Annotated in this window: 25 protein-coding genes and 7 pseudogenes; 14 read left to right on the top strand and 18 right to left on the bottom strand. The window is 35.6% G+C overall.

Going from position 1 to position 25,738, the window contains the following annotated elements; genetic code table 11:
• Positions 1 to 222 precede the first annotated feature (222 nt).
• Positions 223 to 806, top strand: a pseudogene (locus JCM21714_RS15110) (biotin transporter BioY).
• A 42-nt stretch (positions 807 to 848) separates the two neighbouring features.
• Positions 849 to 1,850, top strand: coding sequence for a biotin synthase BioB (gene bioB / locus JCM21714_RS15115; protein ID WP_035725575.1), 1,002 nt, complete (start codon positions 849 to 851; stop codon positions 1,848 to 1,850).
• Positions 1,851 to 2,141: 291 nt separating this feature from the next.
• On the opposite strand, the gene JCM21714_RS15120 is transcribed toward bioB, so the two are convergent.
• Together JCM21714_RS15120 and JCM21714_RS15125 are read right to left on the bottom strand one after the other, a co-directional pair.
• On the bottom strand, positions 2,142 to 2,522 hold the full coding sequence (locus JCM21714_RS15120; RefSeq protein ID WP_035725577.1) for a PH domain-containing protein: 381 nt from the start codon (positions 2,520 to 2,522) through the stop codon (positions 2,142 to 2,144).
• A gap of 26 nt (positions 2,523 to 2,548) precedes the next feature.
• On the bottom strand, positions 2,549 to 3,193 hold the full coding sequence (locus JCM21714_RS15125; RefSeq protein ID WP_035725579.1) for a 3'-5' exonuclease: 645 nt from the start codon (positions 3,191 to 3,193) through the stop codon (positions 2,549 to 2,551).
• A gap of 252 nt (positions 3,194 to 3,445) precedes the next feature.
• Here JCM21714_RS15125 and JCM21714_RS15130 point away from each other — a divergent pair, with 252 nt between their 5' ends.
• The 4 genes and pseudogenes from JCM21714_RS15130 to map all read left to right on the top strand — a co-directional run bounded on the left by JCM21714_RS15130 (position 3,446) and on the right by map (position 6,350).
• Positions 3,446 to 3,997 carry a hypothetical protein gene (locus JCM21714_RS15130; protein ID WP_035725581.1) on the top strand — a complete coding sequence of 184 codons (552 nt, stop codon included), beginning with the start codon at positions 3,446 to 3,448 and terminating at the stop codon, positions 3,995 to 3,997.
• A gap of 180 nt (positions 3,998 to 4,177) precedes the next feature.
• Positions 4,178 to 4,543 carry a hypothetical protein gene (locus JCM21714_RS15135; RefSeq protein WP_035725583.1) on the top strand — a complete coding sequence of 122 codons (366 nt, stop codon included), beginning with the start codon at positions 4,178 to 4,180 and terminating at the stop codon, positions 4,541 to 4,543.
• Between the two features lie 497 nt (positions 4,544 to 5,040).
• Complete coding sequence (locus JCM21714_RS15140; RefSeq protein WP_035725585.1) at positions 5,041 to 5,511, top strand: hypothetical protein; 471 nt, start codon at positions 5,041 to 5,043, stop codon at positions 5,509 to 5,511.
• Between the two features lie 90 nt (positions 5,512 to 5,601).
• Positions 5,602 to 6,350: pseudogene (gene map, locus JCM21714_RS15145) on the top strand (type I methionyl aminopeptidase).
• A 91-nt stretch (positions 6,351 to 6,441) separates the two neighbouring features.
• Here map and JCM21714_RS15150 read toward each other — a convergent pair.
• From JCM21714_RS15150 to JCM21714_RS22195, 5 genes are all read right to left on the bottom strand, one after another.
• Positions 6,442 to 7,602 carry an anti-sigma factor gene (locus JCM21714_RS15150; protein WP_035725587.1) on the bottom strand — a complete coding sequence of 387 codons (1,161 nt, stop codon included), beginning with the start codon at positions 7,600 to 7,602 and terminating at the stop codon, positions 6,442 to 6,444.
• A 78-nt stretch (positions 7,603 to 7,680) separates the two neighbouring features.
• On the bottom strand, positions 7,681 to 7,950 hold the full coding sequence (locus JCM21714_RS22190; RefSeq protein ID WP_235182943.1) for an RNA polymerase sigma factor: 270 nt from the start codon (positions 7,948 to 7,950) through the stop codon (positions 7,681 to 7,683).
• A complete protein-coding gene (locus JCM21714_RS24460; protein ID WP_369403623.1) occupies positions 7,931 to 8,092 on the bottom strand; it encodes a sigma factor in 162 nt (53 codons plus the stop codon). Before JCM21714_RS24460 ends, JCM21714_RS22190 begins: the two co-directional genes overlap by 20 nt.
• Positions 8,093 to 8,867: 775 nt before the next feature.
• On the bottom strand, positions 8,868 to 9,020 hold the full coding sequence (locus JCM21714_RS15160; RefSeq protein WP_035725589.1) for a small acid-soluble spore protein P: 153 nt from the start codon (positions 9,018 to 9,020) through the stop codon (positions 8,868 to 8,870).
• Between the two features lie 23 nt (positions 9,021 to 9,043).
• The gene (locus JCM21714_RS22195) at positions 9,044 to 9,229 is read right to left on the bottom strand and encodes a DNA alkylation repair protein (protein WP_084040892.1); all 186 of its coding nucleotides are present in this window, start codon (positions 9,227 to 9,229) and stop codon (positions 9,044 to 9,046) included.
• A 534-nt stretch (positions 9,230 to 9,763) separates the two neighbouring features.
• Between JCM21714_RS22195 and JCM21714_RS15165 the strand changes: the two genes are divergently transcribed.
• The 4 genes from JCM21714_RS15165 (at position 9,764) to JCM21714_RS24465 (ending at position 11,503) form a co-directional block, all read left to right on the top strand.
• On the top strand, positions 9,764 to 10,264 hold the full coding sequence (locus JCM21714_RS15165; RefSeq protein ID WP_035725590.1) for a glycosyl hydrolase 115 family protein: 501 nt from the start codon (positions 9,764 to 9,766) through the stop codon (positions 10,262 to 10,264).
• Positions 10,248 to 10,622: a hypothetical protein gene (locus JCM21714_RS15170; RefSeq protein ID WP_035725592.1), complete on the top strand. Its 375-nt coding sequence runs from the start codon at positions 10,248 to 10,250 to the stop codon at positions 10,620 to 10,622. The genes JCM21714_RS15165 and JCM21714_RS15170 overlap by 17 nt, the downstream gene beginning before the upstream one ends.
• 51 nt (positions 10,623 to 10,673) lie before the next feature.
• The gene (locus JCM21714_RS15175; RefSeq protein WP_235182944.1) at positions 10,674 to 11,021 is read left to right on the top strand and encodes a hypothetical protein; all 348 of its coding nucleotides are present in this window, start codon (positions 10,674 to 10,676) and stop codon (positions 11,019 to 11,021) included.
• Between the two features lie 176 nt (positions 11,022 to 11,197).
• Entirely contained in the window at positions 11,198 to 11,503 is a 306-nt protein-coding gene (locus tag JCM21714_RS24465) for a TIGR04104 family putative zinc finger protein (protein WP_035725596.1), read from the top strand.
• Positions 11,504 to 11,599: 96 nt separating this feature from the next.
• Here JCM21714_RS24465 and JCM21714_RS19955 read toward each other — a convergent pair whose 3' ends face one another.
• The 6 genes and pseudogenes from JCM21714_RS19955 to JCM21714_RS19965 form a co-directional block, all read right to left on the bottom strand.
• Positions 11,600 to 11,767: a YfhE family protein gene (locus JCM21714_RS19955; protein WP_148295063.1), complete on the bottom strand. Its 168-nt coding sequence runs from the start codon at positions 11,765 to 11,767 to the stop codon at positions 11,600 to 11,602.
• A gap of 351 nt (positions 11,768 to 12,118) precedes the next feature.
• Positions 12,119 to 14,218 (bottom strand): SA1320 family protein, encoded by a 2,100-nt coding sequence (locus JCM21714_RS15185; RefSeq protein WP_035725598.1) that lies wholly within the window; start codon positions 14,216 to 14,218, stop codon positions 12,119 to 12,121.
• Positions 14,219 to 14,240: 22 nt separating this feature from the next.
• Complete coding sequence (locus JCM21714_RS15190) at positions 14,241 to 15,176, bottom strand: DUF1672 family protein (protein ID WP_035725600.1); 936 nt, start codon at positions 15,174 to 15,176, stop codon at positions 14,241 to 14,243.
• A gap of 357 nt (positions 15,177 to 15,533) precedes the next feature.
• Positions 15,534 to 16,141 (bottom strand): annotated as a pseudogene (locus JCM21714_RS15195) (SA1320 family protein); the annotation flags it as partial.
• Between the two features lie 19 nt (positions 16,142 to 16,160).
• A pseudogene (locus JCM21714_RS25000) lies at positions 16,161 to 17,038 on the bottom strand (DUF1672 family protein).
• A 546-nt stretch (positions 17,039 to 17,584) separates the two neighbouring features.
• The gene (locus JCM21714_RS19965; protein ID WP_148295064.1) at positions 17,585 to 17,968 is read right to left on the bottom strand and encodes a TRM11 family SAM-dependent methyltransferase; all 384 of its coding nucleotides are present in this window, start codon (positions 17,966 to 17,968) and stop codon (positions 17,585 to 17,587) included.
• A 320-nt stretch (positions 17,969 to 18,288) separates the two neighbouring features.
• Between JCM21714_RS19965 and JCM21714_RS15210 the strand changes: the two are divergent.
• The 4 genes and pseudogenes from JCM21714_RS15210 (at position 18,289) to JCM21714_RS15225 (ending at position 21,615) form a co-directional block, all read left to right on the top strand.
• A pseudogene (locus JCM21714_RS15210) lies at positions 18,289 to 19,474 on the top strand (ABC transporter ATP-binding protein).
• Positions 19,437 to 20,069, top strand: a complete 633-nt coding sequence (locus JCM21714_RS15215; protein WP_035725602.1) for an ABC transporter permease — start codon at positions 19,437 to 19,439, stop codon at positions 20,067 to 20,069. Before JCM21714_RS15210 ends, JCM21714_RS15215 begins: the two are co-directional and overlap by 38 nt.
• A gap of 20 nt (positions 20,070 to 20,089) precedes the next feature.
• Positions 20,090 to 20,973, top strand: a pseudogene (locus JCM21714_RS25005) (glycine betaine ABC transporter substrate-binding protein).
• Between the two features lie 12 nt (positions 20,974 to 20,985).
• Positions 20,986 to 21,615, top strand: coding sequence for an ABC transporter permease (locus JCM21714_RS15225; protein ID WP_035725604.1), 630 nt, complete (start codon positions 20,986 to 20,988; stop codon positions 21,613 to 21,615).
• 486 nt (positions 21,616 to 22,101) lie between these two features.
• On the opposite strand, the pseudogene JCM21714_RS24880 reads toward JCM21714_RS15225, so the two are convergent.
• The 5 genes and pseudogenes from JCM21714_RS24880 to JCM21714_RS15245 form a co-directional block, all read right to left on the bottom strand.
• Positions 22,102 to 22,194, bottom strand: a pseudogene (locus JCM21714_RS24880) (RNA methyltransferase); the annotation flags it as partial.
• 378 nt (positions 22,195 to 22,572) lie between these two features.
• Entirely contained in the window at positions 22,573 to 22,782 is a 210-nt protein-coding gene (locus tag JCM21714_RS15230) for a hypothetical protein (protein WP_052000796.1), read from the bottom strand.
• Between the two features lie 108 nt (positions 22,783 to 22,890).
• Positions 22,891 to 23,862, bottom strand: a complete 972-nt coding sequence (locus tag JCM21714_RS15235; protein WP_035725606.1) for a TRM11 family SAM-dependent methyltransferase — start codon at positions 23,860 to 23,862, stop codon at positions 22,891 to 22,893.
• A 343-nt stretch (positions 23,863 to 24,205) separates the two neighbouring features.
• Positions 24,206 to 24,607 (bottom strand): hypothetical protein, encoded by a 402-nt coding sequence (locus JCM21714_RS15240; protein ID WP_052000798.1) that lies wholly within the window; start codon positions 24,605 to 24,607, stop codon positions 24,206 to 24,208.
• Between the two features lie 235 nt (positions 24,608 to 24,842).
• The gene (locus tag JCM21714_RS15245) at positions 24,843 to 25,604 is read right to left on the bottom strand and encodes a MerR family transcriptional regulator (protein WP_035725622.1); all 762 of its coding nucleotides are present in this window, start codon (positions 25,602 to 25,604) and stop codon (positions 24,843 to 24,845) included.
• Between the last annotated feature and the right edge of the window lie 134 nt (positions 25,605 to 25,738).

A 25,738-nucleotide genomic window follows, 5' to 3' on the forward strand; every position in this document is an offset into this window, starting at 1 on the left:
ATCTTTAGAACCATTTAGACGTAAAATTCTTATTGTAGATAAACCACCCTTTAGCTCAAAAAGGAAAGAAGCATCTTAATTTAATTATTGTTAACTATTTAATTTAAAAGGTTGACAATAAAAGAAAGATGAAATATTCTATACTCATTAAAACTTTTAGAAATCCCTTTTAGGAGTTGCGAGGATCCTAGGATTTATGTAAAAGAAGGAGATGGAATTATTATGAGATTAAGGGCATTGGATATTACATTAGCAGCTTTATTTGCTGCATTAATGGCAATTGGGGCAAATATTACTTCATTTATAGTTGTCGGAGGGGTTCCAATTACACTGACTACTTTTTTTAGTATTTTATCAGGTCTTTTACTTGGAAGCAGATAGGTGCCATTTCCATGACGGTTTATGCATTGGTTGGACTAGCTGGTGCACCTGTTTTTGCACAATTTTCAGGTGGGGTATCTTATATTCTCAGCCCAACGTTCGGTTTTATTTTATCTAATATTCTAGTAGCCTATGTTGTCGGGAAAATAATAGAAATAAAAGCTACTCGAATGAGTTTCGTGATTGCATCCTTGATAGGAATGAGTATTAATTACGTTTTTGGTACGACTTGGATGTATTTTGCTTATCAATTATGGTTTGGTGCACCAGAAGGATTTAGTTATGCGATGGCTTGGTTATGGATGCTAGCGCCGTTACCGAAAGATATCATATTTGCCGTCTTAGCGGGTGGACTAGCATACCGTATTCATGGAAATGTTTATCTATCGCAAGCGAGAAAATTAGAAAAAAAGATGCCTGCCTGATAGGTTCTGTAAAAACTGTAAATATGGAAGGGGAAAAGAAACATGTTAGATCAATGGTCTGAAATAGCAGACAGGGTCATTGCAGTAGAAGAAATTACGGATGAAGAAGCACTCGCAATTTTAAACTGTTCAGATGATGAACTTTTATTATTATTACAAGCTTCCTATAAAATTAGGCACCAATATTTCGGCAATAAAGTGAAGTTAAATATGATTATTAATGCTAAGTCAGGTCTATGTCCCGAAAACTGTGGGTATTGTGCCCAATCTTCTTTATCTACTGCACCTGTGGAAAAATATACAATGGTAAATCGCACAACTTTATTGAGTGGTGCGGACGAAGCAAATCGACTTAAGGCGGGAACCTATTGCATCGTTGCTAGTGGCAGAGGTCCAAGTAAGCGGGAAGTTGATACCGTTGCCTCTTCTGTAAAGGAGATCAAGGAGAGATATGACTTGAAGGTTTGTGCTTGTATGGGAATTTTGAAACCGGAACAAGCACAACAATTAAAAGAGGCAGGTGTGGACCGCTATAATCATAATATTAATACATCAAAGGCCCATCACCCCCCCAATATAACAACATCTCATACATATGATGATCGTGTTAAAACAGTAAATACAGCCAAGGATGCAGGGATATCTCCGTGCTCAGGTGTCATTGTTGGTATGAAGGAAACGCAAGCGGATGTAATCGACATGGCCAGAAGCCTGAAAGTTCTTGATGCAGATTCGATTCCGGTAAATTTTTTGCATGCCATTGATGGAACACCATTGGAAGGAACGGAGGAGTTAGATCCCCGCTATTGTTTGAAGGTACTCGCTTTATTCCGCTTTATTAATCCAACGAAGGAAATCCGAATATCCGGTGGTAGGGAAGTGAACTTAAGAAGCCTTCAACCATTAGGACTGTATCCAGCCAATTCTGTTTTCGTTGGTGATTATTTAACAACTTCTGGTCAAAAAAGCACGGTTGATCATAAAATGATTGAAGATCTGGGATTTGAGATTGATTATACGGCAGTAGCGGAAGGACAGGTGTAATAAAGATGCTCAGTGGGCTTCGAATACGACTTTGTTTATCATATCCTTCATATTTGCTTTTCAAAATTTGAAATTTTATATTATAAATACATAAGTTGAAAAGTTTTTTTGAGTTCGAATGATAACTCTGAGTTTTTCAAGCTAGTCTTCTAGGTCGATCTGTAAAGTTCGTAACTTAAGTATTCTACCTTTAAACGAAGGTGGCTTTGTAACAGTCGACTTTGCAAAATCACCTTCTAGAAATCAACAAAAAAGGCGCAAACTAGATTTGCGCTTACTCATAAATTATTTTTAACCACTCACAGCTGCCAGAACTTTTTGGATATCATATATATTACTATCTTTTTTAAAGGTCTTTGAAACGAGTGGTTCAACGTTACCGGAAATCCAGATCTTTAGTTCGGAATCCAAGTCGAAAGTGCCAGCTGTTTCAATACTAAAATGTGAAATGCTTTTATAGGGGGGGATGGAATGATATGCTGTTTTTTTACCTGTGATTCCTTGTTTGTCTACTAAAATCAATCGTCTATCAGTAAAAATAAACAAGTCTCTTATTACTTTAAAAGCTACGTTCACTTCTTCTCCGTCTACAAATAACTGCCCAAATTCCTTCATGATCTCTTTCTTGTCTACATTCGAAGCATTTCCCATTAATCCATCAAGAAATCCCATTATTAATTCCTCCAATATTTAATATTTTAGAAGGGTGTTATCCCATTTGTGAATTTAGTTGATTTACCTATATTTTTACCACGTGACTTTCTTGGTGATTTCGCAGCAGTGTAACCACCATCAAATATTTTACCAGGAATTAATCTGTGTTTTTGTATTAGCTCATCTGCTACTTCTACATTACTTTCGATCAGTGCATGTTGAAAAATCTTAGCTGCTGCTCTTGCATCCTCTAAGGCATCGTGGTGGTGGAATGTTATGTTTTTCAATGCAGCAAGTGTGTTTAATTTATAATTTATTAATCCTGGCCATACATTTTTGGAGATAATACAGGTGCATAAGTAGTCTATCTCTGGGTATTTTATGCCAAAATGATCTAAAGTATATCTCAACACGCTCATATCGAAACTTGCATTGTGAGCGATACTGAGATGACTGGTTAAATAGGCATGCAATTCATTCCAGATATCATTGAAAGTGGGTGCGCCCAATACATCTTCTTCTGTGATACCATGAATCATCGTATTATATGGATCAAACTCCATGTTTGGGTTAATTAACGTATAGTACTCTTCAAGAATTTCTTCTTTATTAAAAACAACAAGTCCCACTGCACAAGGACTAAATCGAGATTGATTTGCCGTTTCAAAGTCAATAGCTACATAATTCAATACTTCACATCCTTAATCTTGGAACTTAAAAATCTAAGCATACAGCTATTTTAACTTATATAGTCATATTAGGAAATAAATTTGATGAGAGTGTGAAGCATAGTTATAAAACGTAAAAATATCCGCTGCAACCTTATTGAATTGCTTATTTTCATTTGGTATAGTAATGTAATTTTTAAGTGATAATGAATATTCATTCTGAAACTTATGCTATGTACCGTTCGTCTTATAATTTAAGGAGGGACAAATAATATGAAGAAGTTTCATTTTGGAAGTTTAATCGTTCTTATATTATTGACATTATTAGGGTGCCAGCAAAATGCAGTATTATCGGATGAACTTAATTTAAATAAGGATATAGAAGGTTTTGTAGAACCTGAATCATCAGATTGGGTGAAATATACAAATGCTGTAAGAGAGTATATGTATTATAGAACGCAAGCTATGATAAATAAGGATATACATATTCTCTGGGAAAGGTACCCAAAATTAAAAGAGAATATTGATCTTGAACAAGGAATTAACGTAGAAAAAAGTGAAGTTGAATCCTTAAATCAAGGATTTGACTTGTTAGATGCCAATTACAATATTGAAAGCTATGATCAAATTAAAGCGAACGCAATAAATGATAATGAAGTAATCGTCCTGGTTCACGGAAACATTGCTTATTTGAGAAATGATTTCGACGAATCTGGCGGCGAATATTTAATGAAAGTCTTCTTGAAAAAGGAAGATAATCAATGGACTGTGATAAAAACTGACGAGTATACTTTGCCTGAATACAAAGAACTTTTTCAAGAATAAAGTAATAACTAAAATTTCATGTTTTATTTTAGGTTTTAGCGCTACTTATTTTGATCATATCACTGATCAATCGAAAATAAACTTCTCTATTTGGACCACAGCTAACTAGTATAGCTCTATCAAAAACGGATAGCCAATCCCAACCTTACCCATAACCCATAGATAAAGGAGATAGAGTCTTTGTTAAACAAAAAAATGTTTTCTGCCATTATTGGATTTATCACTGCACTTTTTGCCAGTTTTTCTTTAATTACACAAAATGGCGACTTATTATTACAACCGTTATTACAACTAATTTTAGGTGTGGTAACAGCAAACTCGTTAGTAAATGGAATTTCCTCTTTTCACAGCAAAAGAAGGGGATTAGGCTTGTTTTTTGCCTTCATAACTTTATTTATGCTTACTGTTATCATTCTGAATAACACTATGACAATCGAAGGTATAATTCCAGTTATAGCCATGTACATCTTGTTTGGAGTTCCAATAGGTATCATTGCAATGTTTGTCCATCGAATAAATAATAGAAATGACTTAAAGAAGACCTAATTAAGGACAGTTGTTGAGCAACAGGGGGGGTGCAATAGTTGAACATATACTCATCGATGGCATACTGCTCCTAATTGAAAGTAATTTACAGGAATTGGATTTTTGATGTCCTGTATTAAATTATAACTGAACCATTTGATTTAAACAGACTATTAGTAAAATATAGTACTTCAATATTTGATATTGCTCTCTTCACGGGAAATACCTTTCGCTTCACTGGAAAAGTATCTCGCTTGACTGGATAAAAGGGTATTTCCCGTGAACATCACCATATTTCCGGTGAAGCCGACACTATTTCCCGTCAACAGCACAACATTTCCCGTGAAGAAATAAGATGTTCAGCAAAGATACCATAAACAAGCAATCTTTTTTTCCAGAATGCTGGATAACCGCTTATTCCAACACTTTTTTCTAAAGCTACTTCGCAGGTTTTGGTGATGTTCAATTTTAGTGGTATAATTTAGATTAATCTTATCTGAATCAAAAATGGAGGTAACATGTTAACTTTTGAACAAAAATTAAAAATCATTGAATCTTTCCCTGAATTAACAAGACATGACGTATCGATGAATCGAGTTAATTTTCATTATGAAGAAAGTGCTGATGATAAAAAGAATGTTGTGTATCATCTGCATCCTAATGGAAATGGATTTGTTTATGCAGAATATCTGAGTGACTATGATACAGATCACAAAGGCATGATTAATATAAGAGACTTTTCTGAAGCGGAATTACGTACACTCATTCAAATGTCAATCGAATCATTGGCACTAACATCAGGCGCTGAAGCTCCCATTGTAGAGGAATTTGAAGAAGAGCGATGGATTAATTCAGAAAAACACTCGCTCCTTCTTGTGAACGAAGGGGATTTGTGGAACGTTTATGCCGGTCTAAATCTTGATGGTACCTTTCGTTCATATAATGAGGCTAGAGCCTTTCTGGAAGAAGAGGGATTCAGAAGAGCATAACATTGACAGGAGCTTGTATTTATTCCAAGCTTCTGTCCTTTTTAATGAGAGATGTTTACCATAAAATAATCTAAAAAGTGAGGTACCACGATGATTGCAAAGATGGAAGCGGATTTTAATGGATTGAAAGAAATTGGTAAAATTTGCGGGGGGGCGATTCGAGATGAATTAGTCCAACGCACTAAACCTGGAATGACTACAAAAGAACTCGATGAAATGGCAGGAGAAATGTTTGAAAAAGCAGGAGCTCAATCTGCACCAAAAGGAGAGTACGATTTTCCTGGGTATACGTGCATTAGCATAAATGAAGAAGTAGCGCACGGGATTCCTGGGAAGCGGACCATTAAAGAAGGGGGGGACCTTGTCAATATTGATGTTTCAGGTTCTAAAAACGGGTATTTCGCAGATACTGGAATTTCCTTTGTTGTTGGGAATGGAGAGGCAATTTTGCAGAAAATATGTGATGTTGTGAAAGAAGCATTCGATGCTGGACTTAAGAAGGCCAAACCAGGAGCGAAAAAAAGCGCTCTCGGAAAAGCGGTACATAATGTAGCAAAACAACATGGGCTAACTGTCATAAAAAATCTTACTGGGCACGGTGTTGGGCGCTCGATTCATGAAGCACCAGACCATATTTTAAATTACTATTCGCGCTGGGATGATGAAATTTTAAAAGATGGTATGGTCATTGCTTTTGAGCCTTTTATCTCGACACTTGAAGAGGAAGTTTTCCAATCGCCGGATGACGGATGGACCTTTCTGACCGATGAAAGCTTTGTGCTCAATACGAACATACGATTATTCTTACAAAGGAAGGCCCGATTATTACGACACTGTAATAGCAGTGTGGAAAGTAATGTGTCAACTCCCAACACTCATACTCCCCCCCCACTTATAAATTTCATTAGAAATTGAGTGGGGGGGGAGTATTCATTGTTCATTCCAGTTCCAAAATGCTACTTCATCAACTTCTAATGCAGCAATCCAGTCTTCATTTTGCAACTGTAATATTTCCTTAGTTGGACCTGTTATAACTGCTCCATAGTGCTGGAAACCATTTTCGTTTAGATAATTGATTTGTTCGCTTAGATTCAGCTCACCCCATACTAATTTATCTGCTTTACTCTCATGCTGCTCTAAGAAGTGCAATGTTTTCATGAATTGTTCTTGGATCACCCCCCCGTAATCGTCTTCTTCATAATCGGGTGAAACCGCACTTTCACTAACTACTTTACCTCCAAACCAGCCAAACTTTTCTTCTGTATGTTCCGTTACAATAAAGTCATTGTCATGCCAAATGGGGGGGAAACTCGGAAAACCGATTGGGTCAAATATTATTCCTTCATCTAAAGCCTTATTTTCACTACCTGTATCAACTGCCAGCCAAAGTAAATCCATATTTTTGCCTTGAAATGATTCAAACACTTGTTTCGTTTCAAGTGAATTAGTAAAAGAAACATAGGCAGAAACTACGGTACCTTCAGGCAAATCCTCCAACTGGTTCCAATCAGACATCCCTCTTGATCCTGTTTCAGGATAGGTGAATACTGGTTGATCTTGGCTTTTCCGTCCATATTGCTTTTCCTCAGGTATCGCCATCAATGAAAGCAAGAAATCCACTTTTAATTCTCCAACTTGAATAGATTCATGCCCTACCATTTTATTTAGATCCCTTGTCGCTTCTAACCCAAAGTAAGCCTTGGTATTTGTACTTGTTCCACCCATATAACCATAAGGGTCTGTTACTGTAAGCGTATGGTCAATAATACTTCGGTATACCTCTAACCGATCCGGTTTTCCCCCCCATGAGAAATAAACTGCAGTAAAGATCGTCGCAAGTATAGTGAATGCTATAAATAGTACAAAAGCCATTAATGCTGTTTGAAATCTTGCTTTCCATTTACCACGTCGTAATACTTTTTTCTGCTTCTTATCGTTATTCGAATGTTTTTCCTGTTTTGGATTATTCTCTTCTAGAGACTCTTGGTATGCTTCAAACTTATCTAATTCTTTTTCAAATGCTTCAAGTTCTGCTCCAGATAATTCATCTTTTTCATAGGCTTCTAGTTTCTTTTTAAATTCACTACTCATTTTCTTCCGCCTTTCTCCGTCTAATTGCCGACCTGCCCCTGAATAACAACACTTTAAAATGACTTTGCTGGATTTCCATCACTCTGCCGCTTCACGTTGAGTTAATCCATGAAAATCATGTAGCAACACAGCGTATTTATGTTTATCAGGTAAACGATCTAGTAAAGTAACAATCTCGTTCATTTCTTCTTTTGTTACGAGAGAATCCAATAATAATTTCTTTTTATCAAAGAGCGTTGCGAAAAAGCCTTGTTCCTTCACCACAATGCGTTTATGTTTACGATAATAGTCGATGTATACTCGGTATGCTACAGTGAACAACCAAGATTTAATTGTTTCCCCCATCATAATGCTCAATGTTAAGATGAGCTCGAAAAAATGTTTCCTGTACTAGATCTTCAGCAGTATAGTGATCTTTACTTAAGGAAAGCAAAAAACGGTATATATCGTAAAAATATTTATGGTAAATTGTATCGAGAGATTCCTTCATTTGCTCCTCCCTTCATTTATAAAACGATTAAGATTCAAAAAGGTAACAAAAAAATGTAATTCTTAAAAATTCTGCTTATTAAATAACTTGAGATATGAAAACTGCCCCCCCGATGTTAGAAGAGTTGTCGTACAATTTCAAAACTGGCAGAATTCATTAGGAAGTAAATATAACTTTGGTATAAAGGACATACCCTTCATAGTAAAGGAAGGAGTTATATACCAATTAAATACAAATTGTTCACTTTGATAGCTACTATCACGATTGTGATTGCATTATATTATGCAATAAAAATCCGCAACTTCCAATTATTCAAGAAGTTGCGGATTTTTTATTATAAAGTAAGAAAGCCTTGCTATTGTAGTATTTTGAATGAACAAAGCACATGAAACAGCTGTATATAAAGGGTTGAAGTGCACTAACGCGATGTGACCATTTTTAGTCGACCTGCATCTGATTGTTGAAAAGTTCATCTTCACGGGATATATTGTTTGCTTGGCGGGATAAGACATTATATCACGCTAAGCGTGGTAAGTATCCCGTGAAGCGAGAGAGTTATCCCGTCAAGCGAAGACAATATCCCGTGAAGAATTCCTTATTCTAGATGGCTACTCTGACAACCAATCAATTGCTATCATTACCACAGCATTTCTTATGTTTTTTCAACTTTCATGGACTGGGCTCATTTCTTCCCATTTTATTTTCATTTACTACTGTATTTGGACCAGATTGCAGAATAGTTCCTACCGCCAATACCTTCTATTGCACGGGTTTCTCACATGCCATGTGATGGGTTATGCTTTTGGCGGGAATGGTTTTTATTTTTCACTTTATGCGATCCTGCTAATGGTTCACCGTAGGGCTGTTGTGCGCTTTTTGGTAAATCGGGTTGTTCCTGCTGTTTTGGTCCTTTATGATTTTTGGTCATGTTTATTCAACCTCCATGATTAGTTATTTTATTAGAGCATACTTTATAAAGGTGTTTTCATCCTCAATTAAGCTGCACACACCACATTGTATTCTCCTGTCAGGGCCGTTATATGCGACATGAAAGGATTCTAACGGGTCCTGTTCGTAATTATTGATCACTTCTCCAGTAGTTGTGTTTAATTTTACGGGTTTGGCAACTTGTTCAATTACATTAAAACGTGAACGGTTTGTTTTACATTTAGGGCACTGATAAGGCTGATTCGAATAAAACCCCCTCCATGGTTATGTTGTTATTTGTAAGCGTATTGCTACAGAAGTTTGATTGGTACTTACCATTTATCACGGCGTAACCGTTCGTAAAACCCCGACTTCAAGATTGGAACATAAGCAATGAAGCAAAGTGGAGGATAAACGGACGGTAAACATCCTGATAAGTTTCGCTAACAATCAGTGGGATTCAAAAACTCCCACTGATGCAGTCTCACTTTATTTTCTCTGATTCCTGCTAAATTATACGAAGCCGTAGACCTTTTTTGTTAAAAGGTGATACACCGTGCAAATAGTCGGATATTTATAATTTTTAATCGGTTAATTATAATAAAAATATTTAAAAACTAGCTTAGACTAATAATAAACCAAATCGCTGAAATCCGTTTCATTGTGAAATAATGAAATCGGTTTAAATATACAGTTTGGAGAAGGCAATCATAATAATGACATCCTAAATAGAAAGGTGATTTTATGGATAATTATTTTTGTTTAAATAAAGGTACCTCAATTAAATCGAACTTAGACTCAAAGCCTATCTTAAACGGTATCAAGATTCTTAGACGCGATTTAGACAAGAAGTTTACCCTAAAGGAGACGATTGATAATCAGATTAGATTAGTAAAAGATAACGTGCTGTCAGAAGAGGAATATCGAATGGTGGTAGTATCTACAGACATTATAGAAGTACGAGCATCAGATGATCTTGGATTTATCTATGGTTTGCTTTTTATAAGTAGTTACTTTCTGGATATAAAGCCTTTTTGGTTCTGGATGGATCAGGGGGGGATTAAACAAACCGAAAAAATTGAAGTTCCTGTTAAATCCTATTTTTCCCTAAAAAAAGCAGTTAAATACAGAGGCTGGTTTATCAATGATGAGGTATTGATCGATTATGTGACAAAGCAAAATGATTCTGATGAATTTTGGGAAATGACCTTTGAAGCATTACTTCGATGTGACCGAATACTTTGATGCTGCTGAGGGTGTTGCAGAATGTTTTGCAGAATACACTAATGCTACGATTAAATACTTAGAACATGAAGATGACCATGCCGGCGAGCAGTTTTATAATTATGGTGTAAGAGTTTTAGCAAGTCAATGGATGGAAAATGAACAGAATATAGCAACCCATTTTACCTGGGCGACAGGAAATATCGCGTTTAACAAACAAGTGGAATATTTTAAAGAAATTTGTCAAAAAGGTTTAAAGTCATTTGCCAGATTATATGAAACATGCGAAAAGGTTAGTAAGACACTGACAGATGAGCAAAAGTTGTTGCTTGATTCCACTATCTATTTACAAACAAAAATCCACTTATTTTGTATCTAGGGTGTGTTAGAATTTTGTGAAGCATATGAATACTATAATGACAAAAAATATATGAGTGCTTTTTTAAAAGCAGGTCATGCTTCTGGAAAATTCGCACAAGCCAATACAGAGATGAGAAATAGTGAGTATGGGATTTGGGAAGGTTTCTATGTGAATGACTGCTTAAATAATACTAAGTTTACGGCCTATTTATTAATAAAACTCATGGGTTATATCCGTGTGATAGGAGAAGGTCCAAGATACTTTTACTGGCAAAGAGAGCTACTGTATTCTGAAGAAGACAGAAAAATCATGTTACTGACTAATACACAGAATCACTTAACGGATGAAGAATTGTTTATATTATTAAATGAAGAGAATAAGAGTTGGACAGAGGTAAATACGGATAGGTTATCTTAATAGCTATAAGTATTTTAAAAATGAACTTGTTCTCGAACATGCAAATGTCATTGTTGATTATTGGACTAGAGAGTTGTCCTTTGATATAGAATTCTAAAAAAGTTGCTACAGATTATTTATGAATGTAGGTATATGTGTAATATGTTACGGTTGCTGTTGATTTGAGGAGGTACTTTATGACACTATTAAGATGTAATGTGTGTAAACATCAATTTGGCTGGAAAATAATCTATAGATCACTATGGTTTTCTTTTAGGACAATACAATGCAGTGAGTGTGGTACAAAGCATGATGTGGCTTCACGATCTAGACATATATCTATGCTTCTGCTTATACCGATGCTGTTATTAGGTTGGGTATTAAATAATTTTATTTCATTCAATCCTGTATCGATGGTTGTTGGACTAGTGTTAATTCTTCTTTTCGGTGTTGTTATTTCGTTATTTTTACCATATTTAGTAAAATATAGCTCGGATATATGAGAGGAATCAATAGACCACTTATTTACAGTGGATTTTTATGTTCATCTGGATCGCTTTCTTAAAAAAAAGCAGCTAAGAAAGCTGCTTTTAGATGACCTATCTTTTAAGGTTAGGATTTTCCTGTTTAGCTTCTTTTACTCTAGGTTTTCGATATCCACCAGCAATATCTGCTTTTTTGAATTCTTTTGCATATATAACTTCCTGAGCGGCTGATGGTTCGTTCCCACTTCCTCCTATAGGTTGATACTGTGCTTTTCTTGACATAGTGCTCATCCTTCTATTGGAATTGGGTTATATATTTTTTTTACCCTTTGTCTCTTATTGATAAACATAGGCTTAAAGAGTATATGTTTAATGGTCTGCAGTAACGCTTTCTCTTAACATTCAATACTAGTAAATACCTATAATCAATCTGAATCTATTATAGGTGAATTGCTCATATTTCATTTTAAATATGGGAATACAGTTCCACTTTGATTATGCCTCTATATGAAATGTATCGCAAAAGATTAAAAAAAGATTAAGGAGTCATCCTTAATCTTCGAATTTCACAAACTATTAGGGGGAGGGTTTTTCAGTTTCCCTCCAGTAGCTCTGTAGCCATAAAAGTTTCTACTAATATAAGGTTCCCAGCTCCACCTGTTCACTTAACAGTTTGTAATTTTTATCAATCTCTTCGCCATTTAGAAGAAGTTCATCAATGGCTTTCGCTTTTTCATTTGCTAATTGCGTATTGATATCGTTGAATAAGATATCTGTTTCCTTTAATAAGGCTAAGGCTGCGTGATTATATAAATAAACCTCATGATAGCGATAATTGTCAAAAATGGCATGTTCGATATACGGACGGAATCGATCTAAGATCGCTGGTAGTCTCAGTTGCAAACGTTGCAATCCATCACGGATTCCTTCCACTCTTGATGCCAGTGTATCAACCGGTTCCATCACATTGTTGACAGCACCATGCACTTTTTCGTCGAAGTTGGAAAAGGCCGCAATAAATTTTCCGGGCAATGAAACGGTAAAGTACAGATGGGGGGGAGCCATCTTAACTGCAGCCGATATGCTTTCTAAGGTATGTTCTATTGTTAAGGTAAGCTGATGTAATAGATGTACGACAGGTATAATTAAACTATTAACATTTACTTTTAAAAGTTGAAACGATGCATCCAATTGTATCTCTTTTATAAGCATTCTACTTTTTAAATAGGGTGATGTTTCTAAGGTGGTTCTTTCTGAAAGAGGTGCGATGGATGGGTTGGAAGTAATGTCTTGTTTTCTTGTGATAGCTTCCGCAATGGAAAGATCTGTTGCCGCAAACTGATTGCCTGTTTCGTGCACTTGCCTTTTAAATCGATTGATTTGTTGGTGAAGCCTTTCCGTATTGATCTCCACTATTTCAAAATGGGCGTTCATTTTCTCCACTACCGTGTCATACCATTGTTCGGCACCAGCCTGAAAGCCTGCATGCAGTAATTGAGGTATGATTTCGGTTATAATATATCGGAATTGCTCTGTTAACTCATCTATGTTGTTTTCTATATTGTTTAATTGTCGCCTGGCTTCTGCAACTAACGAAGACACATTGATATCTCTCTTTGTGAGGAATTCCAGTACTTCCACTGGTGGAGAGTTTAAGAGAATGTTCAGATATTGTGCTTTTTGTTCTATTTGATTGAGGACGGAATGCCAATATCGCAATTCTGACTTGAGCATGTTGCCCATCCAAGTAATATCTTCAAATACTGCATCTCCTATTTCTTCCACTACTAGATCATCAAAGGCTTCTTGCATTGTAGTAATTCTTTTCTTTCTTTTTGCTCGTTCCGCTATAATTATTTCCATGGCATTACCTAGATATTGTTTTACTTTTGCTAAACGACCGATAACGGCATTTTCCAGACCATTTGCCAGCACTTCTAATGCTTCAGGTGTGATGTCAATTGGGTGATGGTCGCCCCCCCCGTAAAGCGGTTTACCTGTCCAGATGCTTGTCACGATATGTTCATCTGCATCGATAAATATTTTTCCTGAACCAGGGCCACCTTCAGGTCGGATTTCATAATATTGGCCGTTGGTATCCCGTAAATAGCCGGTATGGTTACTGGCAATGGTACTGAAAGGACCTGCTCCAGATGGTATGCCGTTATGTATTTCATGCTTGGCACCTGGAATGCGGTCATCAAGTCCTAAACTAATCAGTGAACCAGTTAAAATATCATATTCACCGAAGTAATTCGTGATATTCGGATAATCTTTATCTGACTCAACTTGGTGTTTCGGGAGAAGAGCTGGATTATATGTAACTGTTCGAACTTCAGGGTATTCCACCCCCCCTATTCTATTGGCAAGTGCACCACCTAGGGAGTTGCCCGTTACAGAATCGACTCCGTATTTTTTATCCATTTCTTCATAATATAATTTTGCTGCTTCTAACTGTGGAACATTTGTATCGCTTAATAAAAAGATGTCTGTTTTAACGTCTTCTAGTTGTTTAACATCAGTTCCGACGAAAACTACGGTGAAATCAAAAGTGTCCAGATTTTGAACCGTAAAAGCATCTAAGCCTGTTGGATTATTATAATTGTCATTAACTACTTCATATTCATTACCGTTCACCTCGATAATATCATCTGCTTCATGCTTAAGATAAGCACGATATCCTGCTAATTCCACTAAATCAGTATCTGAACTATTCATCTTGTAACTTACCATTTTATATCCCACCTAACTTATACTATTCTTTAACAATGTCATTAGGATTCGCTCTTTTAAGCGAATTTTCTTTACTGCCACTTGCGGATTTTATATTAATATTATTATCATGCAAGCGTACGGAATAAAGACCTTTAGGTAAATTATCTGCTTGTTCTATTTTTTTAACTAAATAGTTGAAAGCTTCTTCGCTAGGTTCAACACCTTCTTCTTCCATGTATAACTTTATTGAAATTTTAATTTCATCTGGTTTTATGTTTTCCATATTAATCAGTTGTGACCAGTTTTCTTTGTCACGCCGAGGATTATCTAAATAATTCTCTAGTATTATTTCGAAGTTGTCTTTTTTTCGTATCGAAACAAAATAGTATTCATTGCTATATCGATTGGCACCTATTGGAACAGCTTTTTTGTTAATACCTGTAACATTATACGCTTTTTTTACATCGTCAATTAAATCCGTTAAATTTTGAAATTCATTTTCATTTACCATACCATAAACACCAGCCATGATTGCCCTTTCAACTTGTCCGCTTTCAGTAAAAATATCGTTCATTCTTATCTCCTCTGTATTTTTGGAAATGGGAATGATTGCATACGTATAGAAATGTGGTTTTCCAACTGACTCTACAAAGACTGTCGCCCCCCCGTCTACATTCCCAACGATGTTATGTACCTTCACCTCTGTTTTATAATCTTCTTTAAAAAATGATTTGATTGCCTTTTCTATTTCTCTCCGATTTTCGTTTGCAATGCGGTCCGTTTCTTTTCCATTAGGTAAGGTATACTCTTCGCCGGTGTATTCTTGGACAGGAACATATAAGTCATCTGTTTCCTTTTTATCTATTTCTTCATTATCATTTTGATTACTTGGTGATACTTCACTCATCCAGTTACAGCCTCCTAATAGTAAAGCAGATAAAATTACAATAGCTATAATATTATTCTTATGGAGCATGTGCTTCCTCCTTTTTTTGTTCTTCAATAAATATTATAGAAAAAAATGGTTATAAAACCAATTGTTATCCATGATTATATGCGGAAATGAATCAAATGGTATAGATTAAGAGATGGAAAAAGAGGATTATAGGTATATTGGGGTAGTTGAGAGTTGACGGCCAATAACTAGCTATATTATAACTAATTGTATTTGGCATTTCTCAGTTCATTTCATTTAAAATGTAAGAATATAATGCGGCTATTTGTGATTGGGCATCTATTGAAAGTGTTCTGTTAACTCATCTGTTTAATTTTTCATGTTGTTTAACTGTTCGCCGAGTTTCTGCAACTGATAAAGAAACAATTATAACCTTTTGGTATTGAACGGACCTGGTCCAGATGGTATGCCATTATATGATGTTTCATGCTTTGCACCCGGAATATGGTGTCATCAAGTCCTAAACTAATCAGTGAACCACTTAAAATATCATATTCACCAAAGTAATTTGTGATATTGTCATAATCTTTATCTGCCTCGACTTGATGTTTCGGTAGAAGGGCAGGATTATAGGTGACCGTCCGAACGTGCGGGAATTCTACACCAACTCTGTTGGCGAGAGCACCACCTAGGGAGTTGCCCGTTACAGAATCGACTCCGTATTTTTTATCCATTTCTTCATAATATAATTTTGCTGCTTCTAACTGTGGAACATTTGTATCGCTTAATAAAAAGATGTCTGTTTTAACGTCTTCTAGTTGTTTAACATCAGTTCCGACGAAAACTACGATATGCTCATTGTTATTGTTATCGAGGTTTTTTATCGTAATAGCGTTAAGGCCGGTTACTGTATCAGCTTTAATATTTTTCACCTCGTACCAACTATCATTTATATTAATCAAGTCAAATTTGTCATATCCTAAGTAAGCATGAAAACCTGCTAATTCTACTAAATCTTTATCATGTGTATTATATTTTAATGTCAAGCTCTTTCACCTCTTTCATTTAGTGTTTAATTATACTGTCAATGGATAATGAATTATCTTTATCTCCAATTGCTTTTTCTTTAAGGATAAGGTTATCATGCAGTGAAATACCATAAATTCCTTTTGGTAGATTCTGATCACCTTCAATTTTTTGTATTAGTGCATCGAAAGCTTCTTTGCTTGGTTCTACATTTTCGTTCGCCATAAATAAAGTTATTGCTATCCTTATTGCTTCTGGTTCAATTTCTTTTACTTCTAAAAGTTCTTTCCACTCTTCAGAAGATCTATCGGGATTTTCAAAATAATACTCTAGGATATTCCTAAAAGGTTCGTCATCTCTTATTGCAGTAAAATAATATTTCGTACTAAAACGGTTAGTACCTAATGGAATGGCAGTTTCATTTAAACCAGTTAAATTAAATTAGTTAAATTATCAAATTTATCTTTTTCAATAAGTCCATAAATCCCCCCCGTCATAATAGCAGATTCTATTGCCATCTCTTGTGACCATACTTTCTCTTTTAGTACGATTTCCTTTTCCGTATCGATTGGTATAATTGCATAAGTGTAAAAATGCGGTTCCCCCCCAATGGATTCTACCATAACAGTCGCACCATCAACATTTCCAACGATATTATGTACTTTTACCTCTGTCTTATATTCTTCTTTAAAAAATGATTTGATTGCTTTTTCTATTTCTTCACGATTTTCGTTAGCGATACGGTCAGTTTTCTTTCCATTAGGTAATGTGTATTCCTCACCTTTATACTCTTGGACAGGAACATAATAATCCTCTGTGTCAGTTGCAACATCGGATATTTCACTCATCCAATTACAACCGCCTAATAGTAAAGTAGATAAAATTACAATAGTTAAATAATTATACTTATGGAGCATGTGCTTCCTCCTTTTTTGTTCTTCAATATATATTATAGAAAAAAATGGTTTTAAATCCAATTAATATCCATGATTATATTTAGATTTGAATCAAATGGACTTATATAGGGATATATGTCTGGTGGGATTTTGATGGACAATAACCGTTTATTATTACATACGTAAGAGAGTTCCCTTGTAATAAGTGAACTTTTGACTGTCGAATAAAATGGAAAAAGAAAACCACCTGTATAGTGAATAATAATAATGTGAGAGTAGAATTAGACCAATGAATAGCGACAGTTACAAGCCAACAGGCGAGATATGAATTTGATGTTGAAATTACACATTGGGAGGAAGCAAGCAGGTTTAGCATAACCTTCCGTTGTAAGATGTTCAACAATAATCACAGTGCCTTTTAAAGAGTTGTTATTAAAATTGGCTTGTTACATAATCAGGATTTAGCAAGAGTATTGATCACAATAAAAATTTACAAAAAAGAAAGATTTGACTGACGAAGGTTTTAATATTATCGCAAATTACTGCTTTATTCTCAGCACCTAGTTCCTATTCAAAAACAATTACCTGTCTCGAGAAAAGCGCCTTTTTCCCTTTATTAGCAACTCCTCGATCGACTATCGTAAATCCAGCTATCAAAATCATTTCATCCATGTCTTCAATTGTAAGAATGACAACTCTATCTGCTATTCTTTTCGCGTGCTTGATTATCGCGTACTGCTCTTCTGGTGTAGCCTGACAAAAAAAGTTGTAAGGCATATCAATGATTGCCACATCATAATGGCCTTCTTCGACGGCAATATCTTTTACTTCCACTATTCCGTCATAACTAAAATAACTGATATTTTCTCTAGCCCCTTGTACTACTAACGGATTGAGGTCAGAGCCGACGATTGGATCTATGTCAATAGATTGGACACAAAAATGTTGAATATTTTAAACCTCTACCGCGCTCCGCTTTCTGGCCTCTCACATGGACGAATGGGAAGTTTCCCTTTATTAGTATAAAAATCCCCCGTTCTCTGTGTCCAATTATTAGACTATCATCAGTTTTTTTTAAAAAAGTAACTAACGCGGGATTATTTGACTTTCCTTTTTTTGAAAATGCCTTGAAAACAGCTCTATTCCCAATAAAATATTAGGGAATATATGTTTGATATCTAGATACTCTGAGAGTCTATGTTATAATAAATACGGTATTTTAAGATATACTATATATAAATGCCTAAAATTGAAGGGGGGGATAAAATCGAATGATTATATTTGAACATATTCAAAAACAGTATAGTGATGGATTTATTGCATTAAAGGATATCAATTTAACTTGTGGGAATGGTGAAATAACAGTATTAATCGGACCAAGTGGTTGTGGAAAGACAACAACAATGAAATTAATCAACCGTTTGATAAACCCCACTAAGGGTAAGGTGATAATTGATGGAGAAGATATTTCGACCATAAATCAAATCGAACTGCGGAGAAGAATTGGTTATGTTATTCAACATATCGGTTTATTTCCCCCACATGGATATTGCAACAAATGTAGCGGTAGTTCCACGGCTACTTAAATGGGACAAGCAACGGATCGATAAACGCGTGGATGAATTATTAAATATGGTTGGATTAGAACCTGAAACTTATCGAAACAGGTACCCTTCTGAATTAAGTGGTGGACAGCAGCAACGTATTGGGGGGGTTATTCGTGCGCTTGCTGCCGAACCATCTTTAATTCTAATGGATGAGCCGTTTAGTGCGTTAGATCCGATAAGTCGCGAACAACTACAAGAGGAATTAATCCGACTACAAAAAGAAATAAAAAAATCTATTGTATTTGTTACCCATGATATGGATGAAGCATTAAAAATAGCCGATAAAATTGTGTTAATGAAGGATGGGAACATTGTACAGCAGGCCTCACCAGAGGAAATACTCAGACACCCTGCAAATGATTTTGTAAAGAATTTTATCGGCAAGAAACGATTACAGCAGGTAGCAAAAGTGCCATCAGTAAAAGAAATAATGGTGAGAAAGCCTATTACTATTTCTCCAAAACGGGGGGGTTTAGCAGAAGCGATGAAGATCATGGAAAGTAAAGAGGTTGACACGTTACTTATTGTCAATGATGAAGATGAATTACAAGGGTATATTTCGATTTTTGATGTATTAAATGAATTTGAAGATGAAAGTAAGCGTGTCAAAGACATTATTCAAAAATTTGAACATGTAGTGAATCCAAATATGTTATTAACAGAAGCCATTAACTTAATAAATGAAAATAATGCATCCTACATCCCTGTGGTCAATGATCAAAACAAATTGCGAGGGCTTTTAACACGAGGTAGTATCGTCGGTCATTTATCAGACGTTTATCCTTTTAATAATAACAGGGGGGGGCGTGAAGATGGATTACTTAACAATCTTTACAGAACGTTCAGGTGATCTTATTAATGCCCTGTTAGAGCATATTCTTATTTCCAGCATTGCAGTTATACTAGGATGTATTTTGGCTATTCCACTTGGAATCTTTTTAACAAAAACATCAATACGCTGGGTACATTCTGTTGCCTTTACGATTACGAATATTTTTCAGACGATACCGAGTCTAGCTTTACTTGCTATGCTTATCCCATTATTAGGGATTGGTCTAGTTCCAGCTATTACCGCATTGTTTTTATATTCGTTGCTACCCATTTTGCGGAACACATACGCAGCATTTGAATCGATTGATCCAGAAATCATTCAATCAGCAAAAGGGATGGGATATAGCTCAATGCAACGACTTTTTCAAATTGAACTGCCGATTGCAATGCCTTATATTATGTCAGGTATTCGATTAACAACGATTTACATTATTAGTTGGGCAACCCTTGCGACATTAATTGGTGCAGGTGGATTAGGACAGTTAATTATTGGTGGTTTAGGTGTGTATAACAAACCGCTAATTTTTGCAGCAGCGGTAATCTCGATGGTTTTAGCATTAATAACAGATTTTATCTTGGGTGTAGTTGAGAAAAAAATCTTTGACAGAAAATAAAACTTTAGGAGGTATTATAAATGGGTAAACTTAAAAATTCTATTATTTTGCTAACACTACTAACTTTAATTTTGACTGCTTGTGGTGATGATCAAATTACAGTTGGTACACAAACATATACGGAAACAAAGATTTTAGGGTATATGTATGAAGCATTAGTCGAAGAGCAAACCGATGTGGAAGTAGTAGTTAAAACTGACTTCTCGGCAAGTCCAGTGGTTATCGAAGCAATGAATGGTGATGATGTACAGCTTACTACATTATATACAGGTGAAATCTTTAATGGACATTTTTCTATTGAAGATACAAATGATAGAGAAAGTGTATTACAACAGGCAAAAGAAGGATTTAAGGAAACGTATAATTTCAATGGTACGATCCGGTCGGTTTTGAAAACACATATGCTTTTACAGTTAGACAGGAAGTTGCGGAGGAACATAATCTAGAAAAAATATCTGACTTAACGGAAATCGCAGATGAGATGCGACTTGGTGTTGATACCACTTGGTTAGAGCGTGACAATGATGGCTATGACGCCTTTACCGAAACATATGGACTTGAATTTGGTGAGACATTCCCAATGGAAATCGGTCTTGTCTATGATGCCGTTAAAAACGATGAAGTGGATATTGTACTCGCGTATTCTACAGATCCGCGTATTAGTGAGTACAATTTAATAACACTAGAGGATGATCAACAATTCTTTCCACCATATGATGCTTCAACCGTTATAAAACAAGAAGTGTTAGATAATAATCCAGAGGTAGATGATGCTTTATCGGTTTTAGTTGGAAAAATCACCGAAGAAACGATGCGTGAATTGAATGCAAGAGTGGATATTAATAATGAAGATCCACAGGATGTAGCAGTGGACTATTTGCAAAATGAAGGTCTTCTAGAATAGGGGGGGCAAAGAATGAACGATTTTTTCACTTATTTAAGTAGAAATTGGGATCAGTTATTAGAGCTAACCTATCAGCACATTTTAATGGTTATATTAGGATTATTACTTGCATTGTTAGTAGGAATTCCATTAGGCATTATGAGTGCAAGAAATGAAAGAGTTGCTTCGGTGATATTAGCATTTGCTAATATTATTCAAGTGTTTCCAAGTTTAGCATTGTTAGCAGTTTTAATGATTATGTTTGGGCTTGGGTTTTACACCGTTGTGATTGGATTATTTCTCTACTCGTTATTACCGATTATCCGCAATACGTATGTTGGCTTAAAAGAAGTCGATGAAAGTATATCACAGGTGGGTAAAGGAGTGGGAATGACACCCTTCCAATTACTTTACAAAGTACAATTTCCGTTGTCTTTACCTTTTATTATCGCCGGCATCCGGATTGCAGTGGTTATTGCCATTGGTGTCGCGACACTTGCACCATTTATTGGTGGTGAGGGATTAGGTAGAGAAATCTATGCCGGGATTAACTTACGTGATCCAAATAAAATTTACGCTGGTGCGATCGTTGCTGCTATTTTGGCAATTATTGCTGACTTCTTATTAGGAAAAGCCGAAAGCAGATTTAAAACTGAAAAATAATTAATGTAAGGAAGAGAATTAAGGGAACTTGCTCCCCCTAGTTCTCTTTTTATTGTTGTAACCATCAGAAAGGATTCTTATAATGACTACTTTAAGGTATTTAACGGTTGATTTCAATCGTCAGATTAAATTGTCAAATATCGGTACGTCCTGCAGGCGAATTGTTAGTTAACCATTTGTTCATAGTGACTAATTTAATAGCTGCTTTTTTTCCCCAAGGATATTGTCCTTGCTTCCCCCCCTTTACTTTAAACTATCTTCAAGCTTCGTGTACCAAGAATTCTTTTGGAAAGTACATCACCGAATTCAAAATCTAAAACTAGAATAAACATCTGTAGTCTGTTTTTAAAAATGTAATAAATTGACCAAAAATGTAGTCGGCCCTATTATTCTTTGTAATATTCGCTCTATTGAAGAGAAACAGAATGTATGATCTTAATCTAGGATATTGCATGATGGAAGGGGAAGAGGCAATGTCAGAGAGATGGGTCTTGGAACTGCTATAATTACAATAGCTTTGGCAAAACGTGTACTTAATGCTGTCGAGTATTCTTGAGGTTTCTTCAAATGATGAAACCATTTATATATATTTCATCAATGTTAAAATTTGTTTTGAAACTTAAATAGCGGTTGCTAGAAAGAGAAGTAAATGAAAATATGAGCAATTGAAAAAATGGATAACGAAGAACGAATTATATTAATGAATAAATGATATGACAGTTATTTTGATAGCAGACTTGTAAAAGAGCAAATTATCAAGGAGAAAGAAGAAATGTTTTGGGGGGGTAAAGAAGATGAGTAAAAAGATAAACGTGGAGAATGATTGAAATAAATAAAAAAAGAAAAATTGTAAGTAATGATAATATAATAGTTGAATTAGACCATCTAATAGCGGCAGTTAGAAGTGATTAACAGGCGAGAAATTGACCCTAACAATCTAAAAATTTATCACGGTTTTTACTCTTCCCCGCTATGTATATTATGAGCAACGAAAGAAAAGGCATCTTCTAAGGTTAAAATGTCCCAATTTTCTTTTCGTTGCTCTCTGTCACCTGGTACATGATGATGGTGATGTGGTTCGGATTTAATTTTGAATTTCTCAGGAGTCCAAGATGCATCGTGAGGTTCATTTTTCCAAGCAGAAATATTATGATACAACTTGCCCATTTTTGGAATAATAACTTTCCATTGGTAATACTCGACGACTAAGCCATCTTTATACTTTTCAGTTGCATGTAATCCTGTCTTCCCGTGTACACAACCCGGTCCTTTACTTTATTCACAAACAATTACCTGTCTTGAGAAAAGCCCCTTTTTCCCTTTATTAGCAACTCCTCGATCGACTATCGTAAATCCAGCCATCAAAATCATCTGATCCATGTCTTCGATTGTAAGAATGACAACTCTATCTGCTATTCTTTTCGCGTGCTTGATTATCGCGTACTGCTCTTCTGGTGTAGCCTGACAAAAAAGGTTGTAAGGCATATCAATGATTGCCACATCATAATGGCCTTCTTCAACGGCAATATCTTTTACTTCCACTATTCCGTCATAACTAAAATAACTGATATTTTCTCTAGCCCCCCCTTGTACTACTAACGGATTGAGGTCAGAGCCAACGATCTGTATCCCCCCCATGGAAAGTGCCTCGACAAGTACGGTACCTATTCCGCAGCATGGATCGATTACACGGAGACCTGATGGATCTGGAACTGCTATATTTATAACAGTTCTGGCCAAACGTGTACTGATTGCTGTCGAGTATTCTTTAGGTTTCTTCACATGATGAAGCCATACGGGTTCGCTTTCCTGGTAAGTGCCGAAGTACCAGCGTCCTTCAAACGGTACAATTCCGAAAAGGATATCAGGATTTTTCATCTGCGCCTCTCCGTTGATCTTCCAGCCAATTTCACTTTCAATCATTCGCTGTTCTGCATATTCTATTTTCTGTTTACTAGAGAGGTCATTTATTTTCAGGAAACGCACCTTAAAGGATTGGTTTTTAAGCTCGATTTGGTCAACCTGCTCTGCAATTGCCTGAACAGATTTGTCAGAGAAAAGAATCGATAGTCTCCCCCCCTTTATAAACGGGCTTCTGCTTGGTTCGATCTTTATTGTGCTTTTTATAAGGTTATCTGATTCTTCTCCGAAGAGTGTTCTTTGTTCTAATGCACAGAGAGAGCTTTCTTCGGGAGCGTGTTTATAGTTGTATAGGTATTCAGATGCTTCTAAGTAATGTTTTGTCATGTTTTGTGTACTAGCCCTTCCTCGATTATTAAACCTAAACCTATTATAACTTATAAATCCTCTCATTTAGGAATCGATGTGAATAGTTATCAAATTACTGATTTTTGATAAGAGAATAATTTCTTCTTAGGTAGAACCCTTATTTACCAAGGAAATACATTTTGGATGGCGATCCAGACTGTTATGGTTAGTTCATGGATGTCAAGATTTGTTTTTAAACTTAAATAGAGGTTGGCAGAAAGAGAGACAAATGAAAAAATGGATTACGGAGAACGAGTTTGATTAATGAATAAATGATGTGACAATTTAGAAGAGAAATTGAACCTAACAATCTACAAATTTATCACGGTTTATACTCTTCACCGCTATGTATATAATGAGCAACGAAAGAAAAGGCATCATCTAAGGTCAAAGTGTCCCAATTTTCTTTTCGTTGCTCTCTGTCACCAGGTACATGATGATGATGGTGTGACTCGGATTTAATTTTGAACTTCTCACGGGTCCATGATGCATCGTGAGGTTCATTTTCCCAAGCAGAAATATGGTGATATAACTTGCCCATTTTTGGAATAATAATTTTCCATTGGTAATGATACTCGGCAACAAAGCCATTTTTATATTTTTCAGTGGCATGTAATCCTGTCTTCCCGTGTACAGGGTGTTCTTTTAGCGGAAAAAGTACCGATAACTTATTATTCGTTCTTTTATCACGGCGTAACCGTCCGTAAAACCCCCCCCACTTCAAGATTGGAACATAAGCAAAGAAGCAAAGTGGGGGGGGATAAACGGACGGTAAACATCCTGATAAGTTTCGCTAACAATCAGTGGGAGTCAAAAACTCCCACTGATGCAGTCTCACTTTATAATTACCATATATGAAATCTTTTGGTGCAATCTGAGGGTAATTGTATAATAAGTTACCGTATTTCTCTAATATTTCTGGGATGTCAGCAGGGAGGAGAATTTGTTCCAACTCACTACTACTCCATATTTTTCGCTCCTATAATTAGATTGGTTAACTCCTCTTCTTCTTCAAGTAAATCCCGCCACTCATAATAATCAGAGGGATCATCCATCGCATCAATATCCATTCCTTCAAAGGCTTTCTCTATATCAAGAGTCTTGTATTTCTTTTTGTATTGCATCTGTTCTTCATGAACTTCACTTAAACGTTCTTCAGGTGTTTGACGTAAACGCTTCTTCTCTTGATACAGGTATTGCATTTTAATGCAGTAAACAGGGTCCTTCCAAAGATCTACCGCATGTTTTGGAATTTTATTATGAGAAGACGTATCTATATGTTCAAACCCCTGTTTCATATATTTGTTAAGGGTTACGTTAGATACACCTAAAAGTTCTGCTGCTTGTTTTGGTTTGATTAAATAGTCATCTCGGTAATCGAAACTAATATCTTGACTGCTAATTCGATAATACCACTCTTCTAAATCTAACTTTAGTTTCCCAAATTCTAAATCAGTAGTTCGTTGACTAAGCATCATCAGACGCTTTAACCATTTCAGTAATGCTAAACGATTTTGGTCCGATAAAATATATTGCTCATTGAAATGAAGATAGGTCGTATCAAAGGTGATTTCCTTTAGGCGATTCTTGAAAGTACCTAACATGATGACAATAATTTGACTTAAGACATAGCTTGTTTCTTTTTCAATCTTTGATTTGTTTTGTGACTCGTAAGCATTCTCAATGTCTTTTTCTGTTTCTTTAAATATCGTAGCAGTCATCATTATCACCTCTTTCACCTCCATTATAAATTTATGATTATTGATATGTCAAATATAATTAATTAATGATTTTAGTTAAATCATTAATCATTTTGTCCAGCTAAGGGAAAAACATACAAAAAACTCCCACTGAT

Source organism: Gracilibacillus boraciitolerans JCM 21714 (genome assembly GCF_000521485.1).
In the GTDB taxonomy this organism is placed as follows: Bacteria; Bacillota; Bacilli; order Bacillales; family Amphibacillaceae; genus Gracilibacillus; species Gracilibacillus boraciitolerans.